Raw genomic sequence first — 21,880 nt, forward strand, 5'->3', positions numbered from 1 at the left:
CGGGGGCAGATGGACAGGTGGGCAGCGCACCCGTATGGTCCGAGATCGACAGGTTCACCTAGCCGGAGCCCGTCTGGTAAAGGAACCCGTCTGCCTGCCGCATCGCCGGGGGCGCCGGATCTGGGCGGCGCACGGACAGTCATGCTGGAATTCGACAACGTCTCAAAATCCTTCTGGACCGGGTCGCAGCGCAAGGTGATCCTCGATCAGGCGTCGTTTCGTGTCGATCTCGGCCGGTCGCTCGGCATCCTGGCGCCGAACGGCACGGGAAAGACGACCATCATCAACATGATGTGCGGGCTCGAAAAGCCGGACGAAGGCGTGGTCCGCAGGGGCTGCCGCGTGTCCTTCCCGCTGGGCTTCATGGGGGGGATCGTCGCGAAGCTGTCCGCGAACGAGAACGCGCGCTACATCGCCCGGATCTACGGACTGGATCCCGACTACGTCGAGGCGTTCTGCCGCTGGCTCTGCGACCTGGATGAATATTTCGATCGTCCGGTCGCCACCTACAGCGCCGGGATGCGGGCGCGTCTGAACTTCTCGCTGCTGCTGGCCTTGGAGTTCGACATCTACCTGATCGACGAAGGCATGCCGGCAACCACTGACGTGAATTTCAACCGAAAGGCCGGCGGGGTCCTGTACGACCGGCTGAAGACGTCAACCGTCGTGGTGGTGTCCCATCAGGCTGCGACCCTTGAAAAATTCTGCCGGACTGCGGCGGTGCTGCAGGATGGCAAGCTGTACATGTTCGACACGCTCGACGAGGCCCGGCAGTATTATGACTACACCACCTAAGGCCCGTCTGTACCGGGTCAGCCGCGAGGAATCCGTTCTGGCCCGCGCACGCGCACCGGGACCCGCGGACAGCAGTCCGGGCGTCGCGGCGGCGACCGGGTCGGCGTCCGGCGGGATCCGCGTCCAGTTGCGGCGGAAAGACACGGCGTTCAACGCGGCACGTCAGCCCAGGGACGACGGTCAGCTGAACGACCGGCCGGCCGATCCGCGGAGTGCGGCCGAGGAGCAAGCGTTACCACCGCCGCGCGGCAAGGCCGAGGAGATGCCCTTTGCCTCGACCGACGACGGGTTCGAGGGCATGACCTTTCCCGGCGCGGAGCCTTCCACCGACCAGACGGGCTCGGCGGCCGGGCACCCGGCCGAAATGGGCCCGATCGCCGCGGTCAGAGCCGAAAACCTCACCCGTCGGCAGCTTCGGATGGCGTCCCGCCTGGCCGCCCTGCACGAGATCGACGTGTCCTCGGATCATGAGGCGGTCGTCAGGCTGCGGCAGCGCGGCATCGATCCATTCCACCGCGAGGCTGTCGGGCAGGTCCTGGCGCACGAAGGCGCCCGCGCCCGAAACGTGCCGGCCTTGACCCCCCCGGCCATTACCCCGCAAAGCCCGCCCGCCCGCCGGCCCGGTCAGGAAATCGCCCCCATCGCACCGCCGCACGACGCGGTGACCAAGGACCCGCGGATTGCCGAGATCATGCGGATTCAGCGCGACATCGCCCGTCGCCGCCGACGCCGGTTGAGCATGCTGGTGGTCCGGCTCGCGGTGCTGGTGCTGCTGCCGACGATTCTGGTTGGCTGGTACTACTTCGCTTTGGCCACCCCGCTCTATGCGACCAAGTCGCAGTTCCTGATCCAGCAGGCGGACAACAGCGGCGGCGGCGCCATCGGCGGGATGTTTTCGGGCACCCAGCTTGCCACCAACCCCGACAGCGTGTCGGTCCAAGGTTATCTGAATTCCCGCGACGCCATGCTGCGCCTGAACGAGGACCTGGGATTCAAGCGGGCGTTCCAGGATCCCAGCATCGATCCGGTGCTGCGGCTGGCACCAGACGCGACGAACGAAGCCGCCTACAAGCTGTATCAACGCATGGTCAAGATCGGCTACGATCCGACCGAGGGCGTGATCGGCATGGAGGTCGTTTCACCCGATCCCCTGCTCAGCCAGCAGTTCGCACTGGCGCTGATCGGCTATGCCGAGGGGCAGGTCGACCAAATGACCGCACGGCTGCGCGAAGACCAGATGGAAGGCGCGATCGACAGCTACAACGATGCCGAGGCCAAGGTACTCGACGCGCAGAACAGGGTGCAGCAGCTGCAGGAACGCATGGGGGTGCTGGATCCGGTCGCCGAGGGCTCGGCCGTCATGGCGCAGGTTGGCGAACTGGAACGGCAACTCACCGAGAAACGGCTGGAACTCGGCCAACTGCAATCGAACATCCGCCCGAACCAGAGCCGCGTGCAAGGGGTGCAGGGCGACATCTCGAGGTTGGAGGAGATGATCGCCAGCACCCGCGCGCAGCTGACCGAAGACACCGGCAAACGGGCGTCGCTGGCCTCCATTTCCGGCGAGATCAGGATCGCGGAAAGCGATCTGGCGACGCGCCAGCAACTGCTGGCGACGGCCGCCGCGCAGATGGAAACCGCCCGGATCGAGGCCAACAAGCAGGTTCGCTACCTGTCGCTGTCGGTGGCGCCAGTGCCGCCGGACAGCCCCACCTATCCCCGGGCGGCGCAGAACACGCTGGTTGCGTTCCTGATCTTCTCCGCCATCTATCTGATGATGTCGCTGACCGCCTCCATTCTCCGCGAACAGGTATCCACATGAACTCTGCCCCACGCCATGTCGCGGCCCGGAACGTGACCTTCGGCAATGACCTGCCGCTCGTTCTGATCGCCGGCCCATGCCAGCTGGAAACACTGGATCACGCACTTGCAATCGCCGAGCCGCTTGCTGTGGCGGCGGAACGCACTGGGGCGGGGTTCGTGTTCAAGGCCAGCTATGACAAGGCGAACCGCACGTCGCTGTCGGGGCGGCGGGGCGTCGGCATGGATGAGGGCTTGGACATGCTGGCGGCGGTGCGCGATCGGATCGGCTGCCCCGTGCTGACCGATGTGCATGACGAGGCGCAGTGCCGGCGCGCGGCCGATGTCGTCGATATCATCCAGATTCCCGCCTTCCTGTCCCGGCAGACCGATCTGCTGCTGGCCGCGGGACGCAGCGGCGCGGTGGTGAACATCAAGAAGGGGCAGTTCCTCGCCCCGTGGGACATGCCCAACGTGGCTGAAAAGGTCGCCTCGACGGGCAACCGGGACATCCTGCTGACCGAGCGCGGGGTCAGCTTCGGCTACAACACGCTGGTGGCCGACATGCGGTCGCTGCCGATCATGGCACGCACCGGGTATCCCGTCATCATGGACGCCACCCATTCCGTCCAGCAGCCTGGCGGCCAAGGCGGATCATCCGGCGGACAGCGCGAATTCGCCCCGGTGATAGCCCGGGCCGCCGTCGCCCTCGCGGTGGCCGGGGTCTTCATCGAAACCCACCAGGACCCCGACCGCGCCCCGTCGGACGGGCCCAACATGATTCCACTGGACCGGATGCCTGCGCTGATCGACAGCCTCATGGCGTTCGACCGGCTCGCCAAGGCGGACCCGGTGATGGGGGAATGACGAGACTGCTGGTTCTGGCGCTGTGGCTGTTGCTCGCAGGGCCGGCACTGGCGCAGGATCCGGCCGGACCTGCGGCTGATCCGGCGCAGCCCTCGGGGGTGATCTCGGTCGAGGACGGTGCCGCGACCGACCAGGCGATCCGGCAGCGGATCACCGCGATCCTGTCGCAGATCGAAGCCTATGACCGGGTCCGCGTGAGGGTCGAAAGTGGGATCGTCACCCTGACCGGCGAGGCGCTGGACAGCGCAACTGTCGATCGGCTGAACCGGCTGGTCGCGCGGGTGAACGGCGTGGTCGAGATCGACAACCGGGTGACCGAGACAACGGACGTGACCACCCGGCTGGAATCGGTCGGGCAACGCTTCGCCGCCCGGATCGAACAGACGGCTGCCTATCTGCCGCTGCTTCTGGTGGCGCTGGTCGCGGCGATCGCGATCGCGGCGTTGGGTCATCTCGCAACGCGTTGGCACGGGTTCTGGAATCGGCTCGCCCCCAATCCCTTCATCGCCGACATCATTCGCCAGGTCGTGCGTCTGGCATCGTATCTCGTTGGGGGCGTGGTCGCACTCGACATCCTCGGCGCCACGGCGCTGCTGGGCACGTTCCTGGGCGCTGCCGGGATCATCGGCATCGCGCTGGGCTTCGCCGTACGCGACACGGTCGAAAACTTCGTCGCCTCGGTCCTGCTGTCGCTGCGCCAGCCGTTCCGGCCGAACGATCTGGTCGACATCGAGGGGCAGCTTGGCCGCGTGATCCGCCTGACCAGCCGGGCGACGACGCTGCTGTCGCTGGACGGCAATCATGTCCGCATCCCGAACTCGACGGTCTTCAAGGCCGTGATCACGAACTATTCCCGGAATCCGGAACGCCGCTTCAGCTTCGACCTGCGCATCGGTGCGGGATCCGATCTGGCAGTGGTGCGGGAACTGGGGCTCGAGACGCTGCGAAGCCTCGACTTCGTTCTGAATACCCCCGCGCCGGCCGTCTGGGTCAGCGAGGTCACCGATTCAGGTGTCGTGGTCCGGTTCACCGGCTGGGTCACCCAGCGCGGCGCCGAGTTCAGCTTGGCCCGCGGTGAGGCGATCCGTGTGGTGAAGGAAGCGGTCGGGGCGGCCGGGTTCGGCCTGCCCGAACCGATCTACCAAGTGAACCTGCGCGGCGAGGACAAGACTGCCGAAACGGATCTGACCGAAACCGCTCCACCCGATGCCGCGGCGCGCGGGACCGCCCCGCCGACGCCGATCCGCCGCGACGATTGCCCCCCGGCCGACCTCGCCCCCGATCACGCCCTGGACCGGATGGTCGCCGAGGAACAGGACGCGCCCGATCGCGAGCCGAACCTGCTGTCCCCCGACGCACCGCAGGAGTGACGGCGGGTCAGCCGGTTTGTCGCCAGCCTGTCACGGCCAGATCGCGAACACATAGATGGCATAACCGGCCACCAGCACCGCGCCTTCCCCGCGGTTCACCCGCAATCCCGTCCAGGCCATGCCGACCAGCAGCGCCGAAACGGCGATCATCACGAGGTTGTCGAAGCTGACGATTTCGGCAGGTACGGCCCCGGGCACCATCAGCGCCGTGGCGCCGCCGATCCCGAGGATGTTGTAGATCGACGATCCGACGATATTGCCAAAGGCAACATCCCCTTGGCGCTTGAAGCTGGCCACGACCGAGGTGATGAGTTCGGGCATCGAGGTGCCCAGCGCCACGATCGTCAGGCCGATCACCGTCTCGGAAATCCCGAACCCCCGGGCAAGCGTCACGGCGCCGTCCACGAGGAACCTGCCCCCCATCACGACCAGAACCAGCCCTGCCAGGGCGATCAGTCCCGAGACCACCAGCGAGTTGCGGAGGACCGAAGCGGGGGCAAGTGCCGGATCGGTTTCCTGCAGCGCCAGGCTCTTGTCGTAGACCGCACCGTGATCCACGGGCGGCTCGCCGCCCTCCTGCCGGAAGGCGATATAGACGTAGGCGACAAGACCCGTGACGGAGAGCGCCCCGGTCACCCGTCCCAGGGGACCAACGGCGGCGAGGATTGCAAAAAGAATGATGACGCCGACCATGACCGCGCCGTCCCGCCTGAGGGCGGCCGAGCTGATCGCGATCGGACAGATCAGGGCGGCCGCGCCGCCGATCAGCAGGATGTTGGCGATGTTCGAGCCGACGATGTTGCCGTAGGCGATCCCGGGGGCACCGGACAGGGCAGCCTGGACCGAGGTCACCAGTTCCGGCGCGGACGTGCCGAACCCGACCAGCGTCAGCCCGATCACCAGGGGCGAGACGCCGAGACTGGTGGCAACTTGAACGGCACCGCGGACGAGCAACTCGCCCCCGGCAATCAGCAGGATCAATCCGCCGACCAGCGGCAACCAGACATCCAGCATGCAGACCTCCCGACATTCCCTCGTCACGTCGCCGCTCGGGATATACTACGCGGGCGTCGGTCGCTACCGCCCGCATCGGCCGAGAACGGACCACGCGCAGTCACCACCCGTGACGATCCCGTCTTTTTGCCGTAGCAGACCGGAAGGACCATCTTCGGAACCAGAGGGAGAGCCCGACCATGAGCTATACGATCGATCGCCGTATTGCCGACGCGGATTTTGATGACGTCGACGCCCGGACGCGCAAGGCCCTTGCGGACCATGGCTTCGGCGTCCTGACCGAAATCGACGTCAAGGCAACGATGAAGAAGAAGCTGGACGTCGAGATGCCGGCCTATTGGATCCTCGGCGCCTGTAATCCGGGGATGGCACATCAGGCCATCGGAATCGAGCCCCGGGTCGGCGCGATGCTGCCCTGCAACGTCATCCTGCGTCAGGTCGACGGCGGGGTTGAGATCAGCGCCGTTGACCCGGTCGCGTCGATGCAGGCGATCGAGAACCCGCAGCTTGCCAGCGTCGCAGGTCAGGTGCGCGACATGCTGGCCAAGGCTGTTGCCGCGATCTGACGCGGCTTGCATGGACCTGCGGACCCGAACTGGCATATTCGTTCTGCAGCTTGCAGCGGGTCACCCATCGCCGCGGGCAGGTCACTGCAGGCGTGACAACTCGCTGGTTACGCTCAACCGGAAATCCCGGTTGAGCGCTTCGTTTTCCGCGGCTTACGCGGGCACAACCTCAGGCACAACGCTGCTGGACAGGACAGCGTGGGTGGCGAACGCACCTGCGGCGATGGCGGCGAGAGCCAGGCCCGCGGTGACCGACAGGACCGCGATGCCACTCAGCCCCGCGCCGATCGTGCAGCCTCCGGCCAGGACACCACCGAAGCCCATCAGCGATCCCCCAGCCAGGTAGCGACCGGTCTCGGGGGCGGAGGAAAAGCTGCGAAGCGCCAGCCGTCCCCCGGTGGCGGCGGACAGGAAGCTGCCCGCAAGCGTGCCGCCAATGAGCCCGACGCCGAATCCCGCCGGGATCGAGCTCGCCGCGACGATCCAGAACAGCGTGTCGGCAAAGGGTGCGGTGAAGGACAGGGTCTGCGCCGCCACCGGCTCGAACGGGTCGGCGGCCAGATAGCTGGTCCCCAACCACGCCAGCGGCACCAGCGCCCCGATCAGCACGCCCATGGCGATCCGGGACGGACGCGCGCCAGAGCGCAGCACGATCAGTCCCAGGCCGCCGCACAGCAGCACCGTCCACAACGCCGCCCCGCCCGGCAGGGCCGCAAGGCTGACATACGGACCAAGCGCCACGGTGACGCTGCCGGCCACCTCGCGCAGTGGCGACAGCACGCCCTTCATCGTGGCATGGGCAATCAGCGCCACCGACAGCACCGTGATCGCGGCGCGCAGGTTGCCGGTTGCGGCCAGCACCGTCAGCCGAGAGATGCAGCCGCGTGCCAGGACCATTCCGGCGCCGAACAGCAGGCCGCCGATGACAACCGCCGCAAACGGCACATCCGGTGCCAGCAACCGGTGATCGGCGAACGACACCAGCCCGAACGCACCGGCCGCCTGGGTCAGGCCGATGGCAGCGGCCAGCGCGGCAAGCCACACCCCCGCGGCCTGGGCGCGATCCTCGCCAACCAGGCTGCGACGAAAGCAGAAGGCGCTGCGCTCGGCCAGAATGCCGAAGGCAGCGCCCAGCGCCAGCCCCATGAGAACCGCGGTGGCAGGCGCGCCGATCGTATCAGTGATCTCAAACAACATGGCAGAATTCCCCAACGACAGGCCATGGATCTGCGGGCTTCACGGCCGAAGATCAACCGAGCGGCCGGGAGCCGCGGTTGCTGAACCAGGGACAATGTCTGCCTGGAAGACTGGTTTGAGTGCAGATCGTCCGGAGCAACTGTGGGGACCGGAACCGTGTTATGGGGATGGGACCCACCCGGCCGACGGTTTTCTTTTTTCCTCCTGGCTTGTCCCGGCACATCGTCGGGAGTCCTGCCGTGAGGTGCGCAGCGATGGGGCAAAGCGGGGACCGATTCAAGGATGCGAAGCCCGGAATTTCAGACAGGAAGTGCGTGCGGGCCAACCGGTCTGCGTGTCTCTCGCGCGCGTGACCAGCGCATTGAGGCGAATTGACAGGAGGTTGGCAGCCATTCAACCTCTTGCACTGCGCCGACACAACGTCGCGCAGCACTACGGATCGGACCTCGTCCGAAGCTGTGAGAGAGAAACCGTGCGCCGCCGTGACCGCACACGGGAGGTTGGATCAGTCCGAAAATGCATCCATCAACTGGATGACTGAAAGGATCTTCCTGGTTTCGCTGTCCACGCGATAGGCACGGTCTCCTTCACGGTAGTAGCGCCAGCCGTCCGCCGGTTCGAGGTCCAGCCGTCGCGGGTCGCGGATGATCACGTAATCACCGACACGCAGGACGTCCCCGACCCGCGGATAATATCGGTCGTCGGACTTGCGAGCCTGCCCCGGCGGCACGCAGGGCGGGTTCTTCTTGGCCAAGCCGGGCGGACAATCCCGCCGGTAACCCTCGCCGTAATTGCCCCGATGCTTGTCCGGGCCGCGTCCCGGGTCGGCCAGTGAGGGGACGGGGACTGCCGTTACGGCCACCGCGGCCATGATCGTGATGGAATGGAAAAGTCGCATGTTTCGCTCCGATCGCGCTGTTCCACAGGTAACCACCAGCATGGCACAGATCAGCCCCGGCCGGGTTCACAAGGCCATGAAGCTCCGGTGATCGCCCTTGGAGTGCTGCACCCTTCGCACAGGCCGGCTCCATGACATGCGAGACCACAACGCCCCCGACACCTGCAAACGGCCCCAGCGCATGCCTCGGACGCATTCCGCGCTCGGAATGCTGTCGTTCCCGGCGCAGACCAGCGCGGATCCCGTCCGGCCATCGAAGAATGAGGGTCCCGCGCGGCAGCATGGGCTGAACTATACCGCTGCCTCGGCACCGGTGGCAGCTTCGGACCCCGAAAGCGCAACAGCCCGTCCCCACCCCGAGAGATGGGGGAGCGCGCGGCCGGACCTACTCCTGAATGGACTCGAGATAGAGAGCGAGGGACAGGACGCGCCCGCGGGTTTCCAGGACGGAACCGTAGAAACCCCGCTCCTCGACATTCTCGGTCATGAACACGTCGCCCCACAGCGGCATCGGTCCGCCATGGGCGCGGATTCCCGATCGTCCGTCGATAATGTGGATGGTCTCGAGCAGCGGAAACACGCCGTCATTCCGTTGTGCCATGGTGCGGAGATTGGGCATGTGAATGTCGAGGAAGTTCTGCATGTCGCCGCCGCCGCCGCCCGTCTCGCCGTGGCAGGCAGCGCAATAGCGCGTGTAGAGCTCTTCCCCGAGTTCATGTTCTTCTGCAGTAGCGGGGCCGGTGATCGACAGCCCCAGCATGGCCAGAACGAAAGCAGCAGCGGATCGCATGACCGTTTTCCCCCGTTGGACCGGGACCAACCGTCGGCCCCTGGGGGGATGCTACGCATAGCACGGCGTTACGGCAATGCCCTGTTCGAACGGCCCTATTTCCGGTTGCGGCGGTTCCGGACCGCTCGACTAGATGGGATCAGGGACCAGCCGCAGCGCGCGATCCGGCAGTGATCTTTGCAGCCGGATCGCCTGATCGCCCGGCGCCGACAGCCAGAGGTCCCATTCCGCCGGCGTGGTCAGGATGACGGGCATGGCCTTGGGGTGCACCGCCCGCACCTCTTCGTTCGGCTGGCAGGTCAGAAAGGCGAACAGGTCGTCCGTCGTTGGGCCGTCCTTGACCTTGCGGACCGACGTCCAGCCACGCACCTCGATCCCGGCAAAGAACATCGGCGTGGTCGGGTCCTGCGATGCGAACCACTGGTTGCCCCTGCCCGGCCCCAGCGGCTCGGCGAAGGACGTCAGCGGGACAAGGCAGCGATGGGCCGGTCCCAGCCAGCGTCGCCAGTGCGGCGAGCCGAGGTTGCGGATGTTGGTGACCCCCGGATCGCGAGACGTCTTCAGCACGGAAGGTGGCGACGGCAGGCCCCAGCGCGCCTGCACCAGTTCCAGACCGCTTCCGTCGTGACGGATGACCGGGGCCAATCGGTCGGGATAGATCTCACCCGGTTCCAGGTTTCCCGTTCGGTCGGTGAACGCCCACGCCGCAAACAGCTGTCGCATCGCCGCCTGGGGCAGGGTCTGAGAATAGAGATTGCACACTGCCTGCTCCTGTTCGTGGTGCCAACTGGCGCGGGACGGCTCAGTCTAGGGGACCGCAGGACAGGCGTCACTCCGTGGTCGAGGGATGACGAGGCAGCGCATCCGGTGACACCGTCACGAGGCTTGGTCCGTGATACAAACGCGCCATCAGGCAGACCCTTACAAGCTTAGGCGTCAGCCGCCTACCGGCATTACCCTGGTGACTGGCAGAGAACACGGCTCGCCGTCCGGTGACCCGGACGGCGATCTGTCACTCTCGTTCACGCGTGTCCCCGCGCCTTCGCCGCTCGGCAGGTTCCCCGCCCTTCCGGGACCGGAGCCTTCGGCCACCCCGCCTGTCGCGGAATGGCAAACTCGTTCAGCTGCAGCCGCTGGTGCCGCCACAGGTGTTGCACTTCATGCAGGTGCCGTTCCTGACCAGCGTATAGTTGCCGCACTCGCCGCAGGGGTCGCCTTCGTAGCCCTGCATCCGGGCCTTGGCCCGGGCGTCCAGCGACATGGTCGTCACGCTCTCGAACTTTGCGGATTCGAGCACTGCGGTGCCTTCCGCCAGGCCGGATTGCATCGCCACCGCCGAGGCCCCGCCCTGCAGCACCAGCAGCTCCTGCGGCAGGCGCTTGCGCAGATAGCCGGTCGAACTGATCTGGCGCAGCATTTCCAGGCTGGTGGATTTCTCCTCACCGCCAGCGGACAGACTGCGGCCTTCGGCCTCGCCACCGCCCAGCTCGTCAAAGCTGGCGCCCGCCGGCTTCACATGCGCCAGATCGGTCCGGTCGAGATAGCTGACCGCCAGCTCCCGGAACACATAGTCCAGGATCGAGGTCGCGTTCTTGATGCTGTCATTGCCCTGCACCATCCCGGCCGGTTCGAACCGGGTGAAGGTGAAGGCGTCGACGAACTCTTCCAGCGGCACCCCGTATTGCAGCCCGACGGACACGGCGATGGCAAAGTTGTTCATCATCGCTCGGAAGCCCGCGCCTTCCTTGTGCATGTCGATGAAGATCTCGCCCAGCTTGCCGTCGTCGTATTCGCCGGTGCGCAGATAGACCTTGTGCCCACCGACCACCGCCTTCTGGGTGTAACCCTTGCGACGGCCGGGGAGCTTTTCGCGATGGCTGCGCACCGCCTCCTTGACGATGATGCGCTCGACGATCCGTTCGGCCAGCACGGCGGCCTTTTCGTGCGCGTTGCCGCGCTCCAGCGTCTCGGCCGCCTCGTCGTCATCCTCGATCAGCGCCGCGGCAAGCGGCTGGCTGAGCTTGGAGCCGTCGCGGTAGAGCGCGTTGGCCTTGATCCCCAGCGACCAGCTCAACTCGTAGGCCGCCAGCGCATCCTCGATCGTGGCGCTGTTCGGCATGTTGATGGTCTTGGAAATCGCACCCGAGATGAACGACTGCGCCGCGGCCATCATGCGGATGTGGCTTTCGACGGACAGGTACCGGGTGCCGGTCTTGCCGCAGGCATTGGCGCAGTCGAACACCGCGTAGTGTTCCGGCTTGAGATGCGGCGCGCCCTCCAGCGTCATCGTGCCGCAGACATGGTCGTTTGCCGCCTCGATCTGCGCGCGGGTGAAGCCCAGATGCCGCAGCAGGTCGAATGTGGGGTCCGCAAGCTGATCCGCCGGGATCCCCAGCGTGCCGGTGCAGAAATCCTCGCCCAGCGTCCACTGGTTGAAGACAAAGCGGATATCAAACGCCGATTTCAGCGCCGCCCCGACCTTCGCCAGCTCGACCGACCCGAAGCCATGCCCGGCCAGCACGGTCGGATTGATCTCGGGGCAGTTCCCCAGGGTGCCGTGACCGACCGCATGGGCGACGATCTCCTCGATCTGCGCGGGGCCATAGCCCAGATGCGCCAGTGCCGCGGGCACCGACTGGTTGATGATCTTGAAGTAGCCGCCGCCCGCCAGCTTCTTGAACTTGACCAGCGCGAAGTCGGGCTCGATCCCCGTGGTGTCGCAGTCCATGACCAGCCCGATGGTGCCGGTGGGCGCGATGACGGTCGTCTGCGCGTTGCGGAAGCCGTGCTCCTCGCCCAGGGTCAGCGCCTCGTCCCAGGCGGCCTGTGCCATCTGCGCCAGGCGCAGGTCCGGGCAGTTTTCGACATCCAGCTCGATCGGCGCGACGTTGACGGCATCATAGGCGCCGGTTCCGTGTGCGGCGGCGCGATGGTTGCGGATCACCCGCAGCATCGCATCGGCATTGCGGACATAGCCGGGAAAGGCGCCCAGTTCGCCCGCCATCTCGGCCGAGGTCGCATAGGCGACACCGGTCATCAGCGCCGTCAGCGCCCCGCACAGGGCCCGACCGGCTTCGCTGTCATAGGGCAGGCCCAGGTTCATCAGCAGCCCGCCGATATTGGCATAGCCAAGACCCAACGTGCGAAAGTCGTAGGACCGCTGCGCGATTTCCCGTGACGGGAACTGCGCCATGAGCACGCTGATTTCCAGCGTCACGGTCCACAGCCGGGTGGCGTGGACATAGCCTTCGGCGTCGAAGTTGCCGTCGCGGAGGAAGGTCAGCAGGTTCATGGACGCCAGGTTGCAGGCGGTATCGTCCAGGAACATGTATTCCGAACAGGGGTTCGATCCGCGGATCGGCCCGTCGGCCGGGCAGGTGTGCCAGGCGTTGACGGTATCGTGGAACTGGATGCCGGGATCGGCGCAGGCCCAGGCGGCGTGACCGATCTGGTCCCACAGTTCCCGCGCCTTGACCGTCTTGGCCACCTTTCCGTCGGTGCGACGGATCAGCGCCCAGTCCGCATCATCGCGCACGGCCTTCAGGAAATCATCCGTGACCCGGACGGAGTTGTTGGAATTCTGGCCCGAGACAGAGGCGTAGGCTTCGCTGTCCCAGTCGGTGTCGTAGGTCGGAAACGCGATCGATTCGAACCCCTGCCGCGCGTATTGCAGCACGCGGTTGATGTAGGTTTCCGGGATCATCGATTTCTTGGCCGACCGGATCGCCGCCTTCAGCGCCGGGTTCCGGGCGGGATCGGTCGCGTCCTCGATGCTGCCGTCCCAGCCCTTCACCGCGGCAAAGATCCAGTTCAGCTTCTGCTCGTGTGCCTTGCTGCCGGCGACGAGCGACGCGACCTTCTGTTCCTCGATGACCTTCCAGTTGATGAAGGCCTCGATGTCGGGATGATCCATGTCGCAGATCACCATCTTGGCGGCGCGGCGGGTGGTGCCGCCCGACTTGATCGCGCCTGCCGCCCGGTCACCGATCTTCAGGAAGCCCATCAGCCCCGACGACTTGCCGCCGCCCGACAGACGTTCTCCCTCGCCCCGCAGCGAGCTGAAGTTGGTTCCCGTGCCCGAGCCGTACTTGAACAGCCGCGCTTCCCGGACCCACAGGTCCATGATCCCGCCGTCGTTCACCAGATCGTCGCTGACCGACTGGATGAAGCAGGCGTGGGGCTGCGGGTGCTCATAGGCGCTGTCGGATTTCACCAGCTTGCCGGTGCGATAATCCACGTAGAAATGCCCCTGGCTGGGGCCGTCGATGCCGTAAGCCCAATGCAGCCCGGTGTTGAACCACTGGGGGCTGTTCGGCGCGGCCATCTGGCGGGCCAGCATGAAGCGCATCTCGTCGTAATAGGCGCGGGCGTCGGATTCAGCCGTGAAGTATCCGCCCTTCCAGCCCCAGTAGGCCCAGGCCCCGGCCAGCCGGTCAAAGACCTGCCGGGCGCTCGTCTCCCCGACCATGCGCTCGGCTTCCGGCAGCGCCTCCAGCGCCGCGGCATCGGGAACCGAGCGCCACAGGAACTCCGGCACGTCCTTTTCCCGCACCCGCTTCAACACCGCGGGGACACTGGCCTTGCGGAAGTACTTCTGGGCGATGACGTCGGATGCGACCTGGCTCCACCCCTTGGGCACCTCGACCGCGTCGTTGCGGAACACCACCGTGCCGTCCGGATTCCGGATCTCGGACAGGGTGGTGACGAACTCGATGCCGCCATAGGCGCCTGTCTCTGCGGTGGTGTATCGCCGTTCGATCTTCATGTCCGTCCCTCGATGTCTTCGCGGCACGGGCCGCGTTGGGTGGTGTCGTGCCGCTTCCGACCCGCAATGCCGTGGCACTGCCAGCAGGCGGATCCTCCGCCGCGTCACGCGCTTTCCTGTTCGATGGTGCCGAGCCCACACGAGACTAGATGTGGTGTGGGTCGCACCCTGTTCCCACAAACTGATGCGTGTTTCCACGCCAATCAAGCGGTTTATTTGTCGCCAATCCGCGAAGATCGGTTGACAGGCGGCCGTCGCTCAACTCGCCCTAAAGGCGACTCAAAACGTTAATCTGCGGGGGATGAGTGCGCTGTGGACGGAAAGCCCAGCAGCCAAGACGACTTACACGCGTCGCCGCGCGTCCCGGGTTCCGATATCCACAGGGTTGTCCCATGCGGCAGATTGGTCACGGCAAGGCGACCCGCACCTCTCGATCCGTGACCAGAGCGTCAAGTGACTGGTCTGTGGGCTCCTCGGGAATCGCCGGAAGCTCCTGCACCGCCCAGGCTACCCCGATTGCCACTGTTGGACGCTCTCCCCGCAGCTTTTCCAGCGTGCGGTCATAATAGCCACCGCCGTAACCGAGCCGGTGCAGCCGCGAGTCGAACCCCACCAGCGGTACGAGCAGCACCTGGGGCTGCACCTGGGCCGCCGAATCATCCGGATGACGGGTGCCGAGCGCGCCGGGCACCAGCGGCTCGCCGTTCCACGCCCGGAAGATCAGCGGCACGGCCCGTCCGGGCACGACGGGCAGGCACAAGGGCCCTTCGTGGGCCGCCATCGCCGGGCGGGGATCGGGCTCGCCGCGCATCGGCCAATAGCCGGCCAGCAGCTTGCCCTGGTGCGGCGCCAGCGCCCGGGCCAGGTTGCCGGTCAGTGCCGCCGCGTCGCCTCCCCTCTGTCGCGCGATCAGTGCCCTGGCGCGGAGCGTCGCCTTGTCGGTCACAACAGGATCCAGGTCGCCAGCCCAAGAAAGGCGAAGAACCCGATCACGTCGGTCACCGTCGTGACGAAGGTTCCCGAGGCCAGCGCCGGATCTGCCCCGACCCGGTCCAAGGCCAGCGGGATCACGATTCCGGCCAGCGCCGCAACGGTCAGGTTCAGCAGCATCGCCGCGGCGATCACGGCTGCCAGTTGCACCCCGCCGAACCACGCCCAGGCAATCACGGCAAGCGCCACGGCAAAGACCAGCCCGTTGAGCATGCCGACGACGACCTCACGCCGGATCACCCGCCGCACATTGGCGGGGGTCAGCCCCTTGGTGGCCAGACCCCGCACCGCAACGGTCAGTGTCTGCGTCCCCGCGTTGCCCCCCATCGACGCGACGATCGGCATCAGCACCGCCAGCGCGACCAGCTGCGAGATCGAATCCTCGAACATCGAGATGACGGTCGCGGACAGCAGCGCCGTGCAGACATTCACCGCCAGCCACGGCACCCGCTGGCGCAGGGTTTCCAACACCGTGTCGGAGAGCGACGATTCCTCGCCCACCCCGGCCAGTCGAAGAATGTCCTCCTCGTGCTCCTCGTCCAGCACGTTCATGGCGTCGTCGATGGTGATCACGCCGACCAGACGCCCATGCGCATCCACAACCGGCGCCGAGATCAGATGATACTGGTTGAAGGTGTAGGCCACCTCTCCTTCGTCCTGCAGCACGTCGATGGTGCGGAAACTGTCCTCGGCCAGATCGCGCAGCCTGACTTCGCGCCGCGCCGACAGCAGGCGGCCCAGCGTGACATAGCCGATCGGGTGGCGACGGGGATCGGTCAGGATCACGTGATAGAACTGGTCGGGCAGCCAGTCTTCGCCACGCAGGTAGTCGATCGTCTCGCCCACGGTCCAGTGCTCGGGGGCGACCACTACCTCGGACTGCATCAGGCGACCGGCCGAGTATTCGGGATAGGCCAGCGACTGTTCGACGGCGGCGCGGTCCGAATGGTCCAGCGCCGCGAGGATCGTCTCGCGCTCCGGCCCTTCCATGTCCTCGACCAGGTCGACGACATCGTCGCTGTCCATTTCGCGGACGGCGTCGGCCAGGACATGGGTGGGCAGTTGCCCGATGACCTCGTCGCGGATCGACTCGTCGATCTCGGACAGGATCTCGCCGTCGATCTCGCCTGAATACAGACGCAGGAACTCCCCCCGCCGCCGCGAGGTCAGCTGTTCGATCAGGTCGGCAATGTCAGCCGGGTGCAAGGGTTCCAGGAGCGCATCCAGCCGGGCGGCGTCGCCTTCGTCGATGGCCGCCTCGATCTCCTCGACCAGAGTGCGACCCGGAACCGGCTCGTCCTCTGCCTCGGGCTCGCGGGGACGCGGATCGGTCATGCGACACCTCATGGTCTTGCGGAAAGCTGCGGCGTGCGATGCGGCGCCGCGACAATAGGCGGAGCGTCGATCGGGGGCAACGCGCCGAGTTCCACGGCGAGGCGGCAACTCGGCCGGCGCGGCCTGTTTCGGCGGTCCGCGGGCGCGCCGGTGATCAGCCCGCGAGCAGCATCAGCGCCTGGTCGTGAAGCTCGGCGGTAGCCGCCGCGATGACGCGCCCGCCGTGGTAGGCCGGACCACCCGTCCAGTCCGTCACGATACCGCCCGCCGCCTCGATCAACGCCACCGGAGCAGCGATGTCATAGCGCTGCAGCCCCGCCTCGATCACCAGATCGATTTGCCCGAGGGCTAGCAATGCATAGGCATAACAATCTATTCCATAGCGGGTCAGCTGCACCCGGTCCGCGACCCGGCGAAACGCCGCGCCTTCGTCCGGGGTACCGATCTCGGGAAAGGTCGTCATCAGCGTCGCGGCGGACAGCTCTCGGTTGCGACGAACCTCCAGCGACCGGGTGCCATGGGGTGACTGCAGGGTTGCGCGGCCGAACCCGCCCTCGAACCGTTCGCGCGTCCAGGGCTGGTCGATCAAGCCATAGATCGGCCGCCCGGATTCCTCCGTCACCCCGATCAGCACGCCCCAGCTGGGTGCGCCGCACAGGAACGCTCGGGTTCCGTCGATCGGATCAAGAACCCAGTCCAGCCCGCTGGTGCCGGGGGTGGACCCGAACTCTTCGCCCACGATCCCGTCCGTGGGACGCTGCCTTGCGAGGATTGCACGCATGGCCGTTTCGCCGGCCAGGTCCGCTTCGGTCACCGGGTCGTACCCGCGATCGGCCTTGTTGTCGGAATTCAGTTCCGCATTGCGGAAATGCGGCAGGATCGCCGCGCGCGCCGCGTCGGCCAAGGCATGTGCAACCCGGATGAGTTCGCTGGAGCCCGCCGCGCCAACGGCGCGAGAATCGTCGTCAGCGGAGGAGAAGCGGGTCATGGCGCCTTTCTGGTCTACCATGTCCCGGTGTCAAGTCGCACGAGGCGCGACCGGACAGCTTGGTTCGGACAGAGGAATGTCCTTGTGCGGGCAGAATAATGTCCCGCTTCGCCCGAGGCCCGTTCAGGCCGCGTGGGACAGCACGCGCGCCAGTTCAAAAATCTGGCGACGCTGCGCTTCGGGCATGGCGTAATAGGACCGGATGAGCTGCAACGCTTCCTTGTCGTTCAGCATGTCACCGGCGGGCGCATTGGTGCCCTCTTCTGAAAGTCCTTCGAAGAAATAGGCCGCTGGCACATCAAGCGCTTCGGCGATTTCCCACAGGCGGGACGCGGAGACGCGGTTCGCGCCAGTCTCGTACTTCTGGATCTGCTGGAACTTGATCCCGACCCGCTCAGCCAACTGCTGCTGGGTCATCCCGATCAGCCACCGCCTTTGTCGGATGCGCCGGCCGACATGAAGATCAACGCTATGTGCCATGTAATACCTTTTGGACAGAGACAACTGGAAAACACGCATGTTATTTGGCACAGCAGTTCGCGTTTGTCGGTAGTAAAGGCGATCCAGGTGACCAAAAGTACAACTCCCGGCGTGTCTGATCGCCAGAACATGCCCGTCAGGACCATCGTTCGAAGCTCACCTGACGCATCGAGAGATTCGTTTCGCGCGGTGACCGTCGCGGAGAAGGGCTGCCCACCGCGTCTGACCAGCCGCCCCGTCCCGGCCCCGGGTCCCGGGCAGGTCACGGTCGCCATCCGCGCCGCGGCCCTGAACTTTGCCGATCTGCTAATGGTCGACGGTCGCTATCAGGACACCCCCGCCTTCCCCTTTGTCCCCGGCCTGGAGGGCGCGGGCGAGATCGTGGCGGTGGGACCCGAGGTCGATCCGCCGCACGGGCTGCGGATCGACCAGCGGGTCGCGGTGGCCGCACAGGGGACCCTCGCCGAGCGCGGCAATTTCGACGCGGCGGCGTGCATCCCCATTCCCGACGCGATGGGCTGGGCCGAGGCCGCGGGGTTCGTCGTGGCCTACGGGACCAGCCACCTTGCCCTGACCGGGCGGGCTGGCTTGCAGCCGGGCGAAACGCTGGTGGTTCTCGGCGCCGGCGGGGGCGTGGGGCTGACCGCGGTCGAGATCGGCGCTGCGCTGGGGGCGCGCGTCGTCGCCGTGGCCCGGGGCGCCGACAAGCTGCAGGCAGCCCGACAGGCCGGTGCCACGGATCTGATCGACAGCGGCGAGACCGCGGATCTGCGTGCCACCTTGCGCAGCCTGGACGGGTGCGACGTGGTCTATGACGCGGTGGGGGACGCCCCGGGTCTTGCCGCCTTCGGGGCGCTGCGGCCCGGCGGACGATTTCTGGTGATCGGCTTTGCCGGAGGCAAGCCGCCGGCGCTGCCCCTGAACCATGCGCTGGTCAAGAACATCACCATCCACGGGTTCTACTGGGGCGGCTACCGCACGCTCGACCCTGCCGCAATGCGCGCCAGTCTGGATGCGCTGATTGCCCTGTACGCGCGGGGTCGGCTGCGGCCCCCGGTGGGCACGGTGCTGCCGCTGGAACGGGCAGAGGACGCGTACGCCCTGCTGCGCGATCGCAGGTCGATCGGCAAGGTGATCCTGACGCCCTGATTTTCACGCCATGATGCTTGAAACGCAGGGGATCGCTGACGATATTCGATGCAACTGCGACGAGGTCGCACACGGCCAACCAGAGGGAGTTTTCGATGGTCGAGTACAACGCAATCCCCCGCACCGGCACCGCCACGCGCGGCGCCGTCTACGACGAGGGTCTGCGCAGCTACATGAACAAGGTCTATTCGCTGATGGGCATCGGGATGCTCGTCACCGCGGGGACGGCGTTCGGGCTGCACCAACTGGCCGTCGGCGCGGATGGACAGGCGACCGAGCTGGGTCGTGCAATCTACTATTCGCCCCTGAAATGGGTGCTGATGTTCCTGCCGCTGGTGATGGTGTTCGCGTTCGGCGCGGCCATCAACCGGCTGTCCACGCAGGGCGCGACGCTGCTGTTCTATGCTTTCGCGGCCGCCATGGGCGCGTCGCTCAGCTGGATCTTCATGGCCTACACGAACATCTCGATCGTGCAGACCTTCGTCGCCACGGCCGCGGGTTTCGCCGGGCTGTCGCTCTATGGCTACACGACCAAGCGCGACCTGTCGGCGATGGGTCGGTTCCTGATCATGGGCGTGATCGGCCTGATCATCGCGTCGATCATCAACATCTTCATGCAGTCGGGCGGCCTGCAGTTCGCCATCTCGACGCTGGGCGTTCTGATCTTTGCCGGCCTGACCGCCTATGACACCCAGAACATCAAGAACACCTACCTGCAGCTGGCCGAGTCGGATCGCGAGTTCCTGGGCAAGTCGGCGATCATGGGCGCGCTGACACTGTATCTCGACTTCCTGAACCTGTTCATGTTCCTGCTGCAGTTCATGGGCAACCGCGAGTGATGTGCGGCTGACCACCCCGAAGTTTCGAAAGGCCGGCCTTGCGCCGGCCTTTTCGTTTGGCGCGCCCCGTCGATGGCCCGGTCTCTCGCAGGTTCGAGGCAAGCGCCCGCGGCCACGACGTCGGTGCGTGGCAGACGTGGCGACCCCGGGAGGAATCGAACCCCCAACCTTGGACTTAGAAGGTCCCTGCTCTATCCAGTTGAGCTACGGGGCCGCACGCTATGTGATTGCGACAAAGCGCACCTGCGCGCAAGTCGGCCGCGCCCGACCTACAGCGACAACGTCATGAACAGGCTGTTCGGATCCGGGCCATAGCCGCCGAAGGGCGGGCACGGGACGAAACCTGCGCGCCGGTACAGCGCGCGCGCCGCGGCAAAGCTCGGCTGCACCCCGGTTTCCAGCGATACGCGCGTCATCCCGGCGGCGCGCGCATGATCGAGCAGGCTGTCGAGAAGTTTCGCCGACAAGCCCCGTCCGCGGACCTCGGCAAGGACGTGCATCGACTTGATCTCGCCCTCTGCCGGGCTCAGCTGCTTGACTGCGCCCATGGCAACCGGGGTCCCGCCCTCCCGCATCACGAAGAACGTGATACCGCCTTCTGCCAAGGCGTGTCTCGGCAGCATGTGGACGGATTCGGGCGGGGTATCCTCGTGCATGGCAAGGACGTGACGATCGAACAGCATGTCGAGATCGGGAGACCAGGGATCTTCGGGTGTCACGCTAAGCGCGGCCACCGATACCGCGCCGCGGTCGTCATGCCGCATCGGCTCTGACGCGTTCCTCGCCGCGTTCAGTGGGTCCACGGCACCCGGCGATCGGTCGCGAAGTTCTCGCCATAGCCGCGGGGACGAACGTTGGTCTTGCGAGGCTTCGGTTCCTGCACCACGTAGACCAGACCACGGCTCCGGGCGTAATCCTCGGCCTCTTCGCGGGTGTCGAAATGCAGTTGCACCTGGCTCTGGGTGTCCTCGCTGCTGGTCCAGCCCATCAGCGGATCGATGCGGCGCGGATCGTCAGGGGCGAAATCCAGGACCCAGCCCCGCGTCCGTGCGGTCCCGGACTGCATCACGTTTCGGGCAGGTTGATAGATCCGGACACGCATGGCGACCCTCTCTGGCAAGACGCGGCGCACCCCTTGTGCCGCAGGCCGGCGGAACGATCAAGCTGGGGCATCAATTGCGAATTCGCCGGAACGTCGCTGGTCGCGCGGCGTTGAACCGCCATCACGATCGAGGAGGATCCCTGATGACCCGCTCCACTACCGAGACCCGCATCCTGTCCCGCCCGGGCCTGTTCGGGGCGCTGATGCTGGGTGCGTCTCTTATCGTCATGCCGATGACCGCGTTTTCACAGACTGCCACGGCGCCGGCCGACGCCGGAACGGCACCGGCCGAAGCGCCCGCTGCCGATGCCAGTGCCGGGTCTGCCGCCGGAACCGACGCCGCCGCGTCAGGGACCGCGTCGGATACCGCCGCCGCAGGGGGTGAGACCACGACCACCTCCGCGACGCAGTCAGGATCCGGGAACGCCCAAGCGGCCGCCCTGCTCAAGGGTGCCGATGGGACCGAACATGGCAGCGTGACCGCATCGGATACGGCCTCCGGGGCGCTGCATGTCATCCTGCACCTCAGCTCTCTGCCGGATGGCCCGCACGCCGTCCACATCCACGAGACCGGCAAGTGCGAGGGCCCGACCTTCGAAAGTGCCGGTGGCCATCTGGCCGGTGACAAGGACCACGGCGCCTTTTCGCCAAACGGAATGCATCCCGGGGACCTGCCGAACGTCGATGCGGCAGACGGGGGGGCCGTCAACCAGGAGTTCTTCCTGCAGGACGTCACGCTGAGCGATGTGATGAATGACGATGGCGGCGCCTTCATCGTGCATGCCGGAACCGACGACTATACCTCGCAACCTGCCGGCAATGCGGGCGACCGGATCGCCTGTGGCGTGTTCGAGGCGACGACCGCGTCGAACTGATCCGGTCTGATGCAAGACGCGCTGCGCCGGCCCCCAGGGGGCCGGCGTTTGCATATGAAC

General features: G+C 66.4%; 20 protein-coding genes and 1 tRNA gene. 8 read left to right on the forward strand and 13 right to left on the reverse strand.

Annotated features, from left to right (window positions below; translation table 11 throughout):
• Positions 1-141 precede the first annotated feature (141 nt).
• The 4 genes from Q0938_RS03205 to Q0938_RS03220 are packed head-to-tail and all read left to right on the forward strand — an operon-like array spanning position 142 to position 4,832.
• Positions 142-795: an ATP-binding cassette domain-containing protein gene (locus tag Q0938_RS03205; protein ID WP_299359063.1), complete on the forward strand. Its 654-nt coding sequence runs from the start codon at positions 142-144 to the stop codon at positions 793-795.
• Positions 779-2,617 carry a capsule biosynthesis protein gene (locus Q0938_RS03210; protein ID WP_299359065.1) on the forward strand — a complete coding sequence of 613 codons (1,839 nt, stop codon included), beginning with the start codon at positions 779-781 and terminating at the stop codon, positions 2,615-2,617. The genes Q0938_RS03205 and Q0938_RS03210 overlap by 17 nt, the downstream gene beginning before the upstream one ends.
• Positions 2,614-3,462: a 3-deoxy-8-phosphooctulonate synthase gene (gene kdsA, locus Q0938_RS03215; protein ID WP_299359067.1), complete on the forward strand. Its 849-nt coding sequence runs from the start codon at positions 2,614-2,616 to the stop codon at positions 3,460-3,462. The genes Q0938_RS03210 and kdsA overlap by 4 nt, the downstream gene beginning before the upstream one ends.
• Positions 3,459-4,832 carry a mechanosensitive ion channel family protein gene (locus tag Q0938_RS03220; protein WP_299359069.1) on the forward strand — a complete coding sequence of 458 codons (1,374 nt, stop codon included), beginning with the start codon at positions 3,459-3,461 and terminating at the stop codon, positions 4,830-4,832. Before kdsA ends, Q0938_RS03220 begins: the two co-directional genes overlap by 4 nt.
• 30 nt (positions 4,833-4,862) lie before the next feature.
• Here the strand turns inward: Q0938_RS03220 and Q0938_RS03225 are convergent, their stop codons facing one another.
• The gene (locus tag Q0938_RS03225) at positions 4,863-5,846 is read right to left on the reverse strand and encodes a calcium/sodium antiporter (protein ID WP_299359071.1); all 984 of its coding nucleotides are present in this window, start codon (positions 5,844-5,846) and stop codon (positions 4,863-4,865) included.
• A 179-nt stretch (positions 5,847-6,025) separates the two neighbouring features.
• Here Q0938_RS03225 and Q0938_RS03230 point away from each other — a divergent pair, with 179 nt between their 5' ends.
• Positions 6,026-6,412, forward strand: coding sequence for a DUF302 domain-containing protein (locus Q0938_RS03230; RefSeq protein ID WP_299359073.1), 387 nt, complete (start codon positions 6,026-6,028; stop codon positions 6,410-6,412).
• A 153-nt stretch (positions 6,413-6,565) separates the two neighbouring features.
• On the opposite strand, the gene Q0938_RS03235 is transcribed toward Q0938_RS03230, so the two are convergent.
• The 9 genes from Q0938_RS03235 to Q0938_RS03275 all read right to left on the reverse strand — a co-directional run bounded on the left by Q0938_RS03235 (position 6,566) and on the right by Q0938_RS03275 (position 17,855).
• On the reverse strand, positions 6,566-7,609 hold the full coding sequence (locus tag Q0938_RS03235) for a YeeE/YedE thiosulfate transporter family protein (RefSeq protein WP_299359075.1): 1,044 nt from the start codon (positions 7,607-7,609) through the stop codon (positions 6,566-6,568).
• A 505-nt stretch (positions 7,610-8,114) separates the two neighbouring features.
• A complete protein-coding gene (locus Q0938_RS03240; RefSeq protein WP_299359077.1) occupies positions 8,115-8,507 on the reverse strand; it encodes a hypothetical protein in 393 nt (130 codons plus the stop codon).
• Between the two features lie 385 nt (positions 8,508-8,892).
• Positions 8,893-9,297, reverse strand: a complete 405-nt coding sequence (locus Q0938_RS03245) for a c-type cytochrome (RefSeq protein ID WP_299359079.1) — start codon at positions 9,295-9,297, stop codon at positions 8,893-8,895.
• A 129-nt stretch (positions 9,298-9,426) separates the two neighbouring features.
• The gene (locus Q0938_RS03250; protein ID WP_299359081.1) at positions 9,427-10,059 is read right to left on the reverse strand and encodes an SOS response-associated peptidase family protein; all 633 of its coding nucleotides are present in this window, start codon (positions 10,057-10,059) and stop codon (positions 9,427-9,429) included.
• Between the two features lie 358 nt (positions 10,060-10,417).
• Positions 10,418-14,062: a vitamin B12-dependent ribonucleotide reductase gene (locus tag Q0938_RS03255; protein ID WP_299359082.1), complete on the reverse strand. Its 3,645-nt coding sequence runs from the start codon at positions 14,060-14,062 to the stop codon at positions 10,418-10,420.
• Positions 14,063-14,468: 406 nt separating this feature from the next.
• On the reverse strand, positions 14,469-15,008 hold the full coding sequence (locus Q0938_RS03260) for a 5-formyltetrahydrofolate cyclo-ligase (RefSeq protein WP_299359083.1): 540 nt from the start codon (positions 15,006-15,008) through the stop codon (positions 14,469-14,471).
• Positions 15,005-16,387 (reverse strand): magnesium transporter, encoded by a 1,383-nt coding sequence (gene mgtE, locus Q0938_RS03265; protein ID WP_299359084.1) that lies wholly within the window; start codon positions 16,385-16,387, stop codon positions 15,005-15,007. Before mgtE ends, Q0938_RS03260 begins: the two co-directional genes overlap by 4 nt.
• A 154-nt stretch (positions 16,388-16,541) precedes the next feature.
• On the reverse strand, positions 16,542-17,375 hold the full coding sequence (hisN, locus tag Q0938_RS03270) for a histidinol-phosphatase (protein ID WP_299359086.1): 834 nt from the start codon (positions 17,373-17,375) through the stop codon (positions 16,542-16,544).
• A gap of 123 nt (positions 17,376-17,498) precedes the next feature.
• Positions 17,499-17,855 carry a helix-turn-helix transcriptional regulator gene (locus tag Q0938_RS03275; protein WP_299359598.1) on the reverse strand — a complete coding sequence of 119 codons (357 nt, stop codon included), beginning with the start codon at positions 17,853-17,855 and terminating at the stop codon, positions 17,499-17,501.
• Between the two features lie 189 nt (positions 17,856-18,044).
• Between Q0938_RS03275 and Q0938_RS03280 the strand changes: the two genes are divergently transcribed.
• Positions 18,045-19,004 (forward strand): NADPH:quinone oxidoreductase family protein, encoded by a 960-nt coding sequence (locus Q0938_RS03280; protein ID WP_299359088.1) that lies wholly within the window; start codon positions 18,045-18,047, stop codon positions 19,002-19,004.
• A 95-nt stretch (positions 19,005-19,099) separates the two neighbouring features.
• Positions 19,100-19,843, forward strand: coding sequence for a Bax inhibitor-1/YccA family protein (locus Q0938_RS03285; protein ID WP_299359090.1), 744 nt, complete (start codon positions 19,100-19,102; stop codon positions 19,841-19,843).
• 137 nt (positions 19,844-19,980) lie between these two features.
• Here the strand turns inward: Q0938_RS03285 and Q0938_RS03290 are convergent.
• From Q0938_RS03290 to Q0938_RS03300, 3 genes are all read right to left on the reverse strand, one after another.
• Positions 19,981-20,057, reverse strand: a tRNA-Arg gene (locus tag Q0938_RS03290).
• A 55-nt stretch (positions 20,058-20,112) separates the two neighbouring features.
• Positions 20,113-20,526, reverse strand: coding sequence for a GNAT family N-acetyltransferase (locus tag Q0938_RS03295; protein WP_299359601.1), 414 nt, complete (start codon positions 20,524-20,526; stop codon positions 20,113-20,115).
• A gap of 107 nt (positions 20,527-20,633) precedes the next feature.
• Complete coding sequence (locus Q0938_RS03300; protein ID WP_299359092.1) at positions 20,634-20,945, reverse strand: ETC complex I subunit; 312 nt, start codon at positions 20,943-20,945, stop codon at positions 20,634-20,636.
• A gap of 143 nt (positions 20,946-21,088) precedes the next feature.
• Here Q0938_RS03300 and Q0938_RS03305 point away from each other — a divergent pair, with 143 nt between their 5' ends.
• Positions 21,089-21,820 carry a superoxide dismutase family protein gene (locus Q0938_RS03305; RefSeq protein WP_299359094.1) on the forward strand — a complete coding sequence of 244 codons (732 nt, stop codon included), beginning with the start codon at positions 21,089-21,091 and terminating at the stop codon, positions 21,818-21,820.
• Positions 21,821-21,880: the final 60 nt, after the last annotated feature.

Origin of the sequence: uncultured Paracoccus sp. (genome assembly GCF_947496875.1) — a bacterium.
GTDB lineage: Bacteria > Pseudomonadota > Alphaproteobacteria > Rhodobacterales > Rhodobacteraceae > Paracoccus.

Excerpts from the sequence above, each read along its gene's own strand:
- Q0938_RS03205 (WP_299359063.1), top strand. The coding sequence starts at position 142 with ATGCTGGAATTCGACAACGTCTCAAAATCCTTCTGGACCGGGTCGCAG.
- Q0938_RS03210 (WP_299359065.1), top strand. The coding sequence starts at position 779 with ATGACTACACCACCTAAGGCCCGTCTGTACCGGGTCAGCCGCGAGGAA.
- kdsA (WP_299359067.1), top strand. The coding sequence starts at position 2,614 with ATGAACTCTGCCCCACGCCATGTCGCGGCCCGGAACGTGACCTTCGGC.
- Q0938_RS03220 (WP_299359069.1), top strand. The coding sequence starts at position 3,459 with ATGACGAGACTGCTGGTTCTGGCGCTGTGGCTGTTGCTCGCAGGGCCG.
- Q0938_RS03225 (WP_299359071.1), bottom strand. The coding sequence starts at position 5,846 with ATGCTGGATGTCTGGTTGCCGCTGGTCGGCGGATTGATCCTGCTGATT.
- Q0938_RS03230 (WP_299359073.1), top strand. The coding sequence starts at position 6,026 with ATGAGCTATACGATCGATCGCCGTATTGCCGACGCGGATTTTGATGAC.
- Q0938_RS03235 (WP_299359075.1), bottom strand. The coding sequence starts at position 7,609 with ATGTTGTTTGAGATCACTGATACGATCGGCGCGCCTGCCACCGCGGTT.
- Q0938_RS03240 (WP_299359077.1), bottom strand. The coding sequence starts at position 8,507 with ATGCGACTTTTCCATTCCATCACGATCATGGCCGCGGTGGCCGTAACG.
- Q0938_RS03245 (WP_299359079.1), bottom strand. The coding sequence starts at position 9,297 with ATGCGATCCGCTGCTGCTTTCGTTCTGGCCATGCTGGGGCTGTCGATC.
- Q0938_RS03255 (WP_299359082.1), bottom strand. The coding sequence starts at position 14,062 with ATGAAGATCGAACGGCGATACACCACCGCAGAGACAGGCGCCTATGGC.
- mgtE (WP_299359084.1), bottom strand. The coding sequence starts at position 16,387 with ATGACCGATCCGCGTCCCCGCGAGCCCGAGGCAGAGGACGAGCCGGTT.
- hisN (WP_299359086.1), bottom strand. The coding sequence starts at position 17,375 with ATGACCCGCTTCTCCTCCGCTGACGACGATTCTCGCGCCGTTGGCGCG.
- Q0938_RS03275 (WP_299359598.1), bottom strand. The coding sequence starts at position 17,855 with ATGGCACATAGCGTTGATCTTCATGTCGGCCGGCGCATCCGACAAAGG.
- Q0938_RS03285 (WP_299359090.1), top strand. The coding sequence starts at position 19,100 with ATGGTCGAGTACAACGCAATCCCCCGCACCGGCACCGCCACGCGCGGC.
- Q0938_RS03295 (WP_299359601.1), bottom strand. The coding sequence starts at position 20,526 with ATGCTGTTCGATCGTCACGTCCTTGCCATGCACGAGGATACCCCGCCC.
- Q0938_RS03300 (WP_299359092.1), bottom strand. The coding sequence starts at position 20,945 with ATGCGTGTCCGGATCTATCAACCTGCCCGAAACGTGATGCAGTCCGGG.
- Q0938_RS03305 (WP_299359094.1), top strand. The coding sequence starts at position 21,089 with ATGACCCGCTCCACTACCGAGACCCGCATCCTGTCCCGCCCGGGCCTG.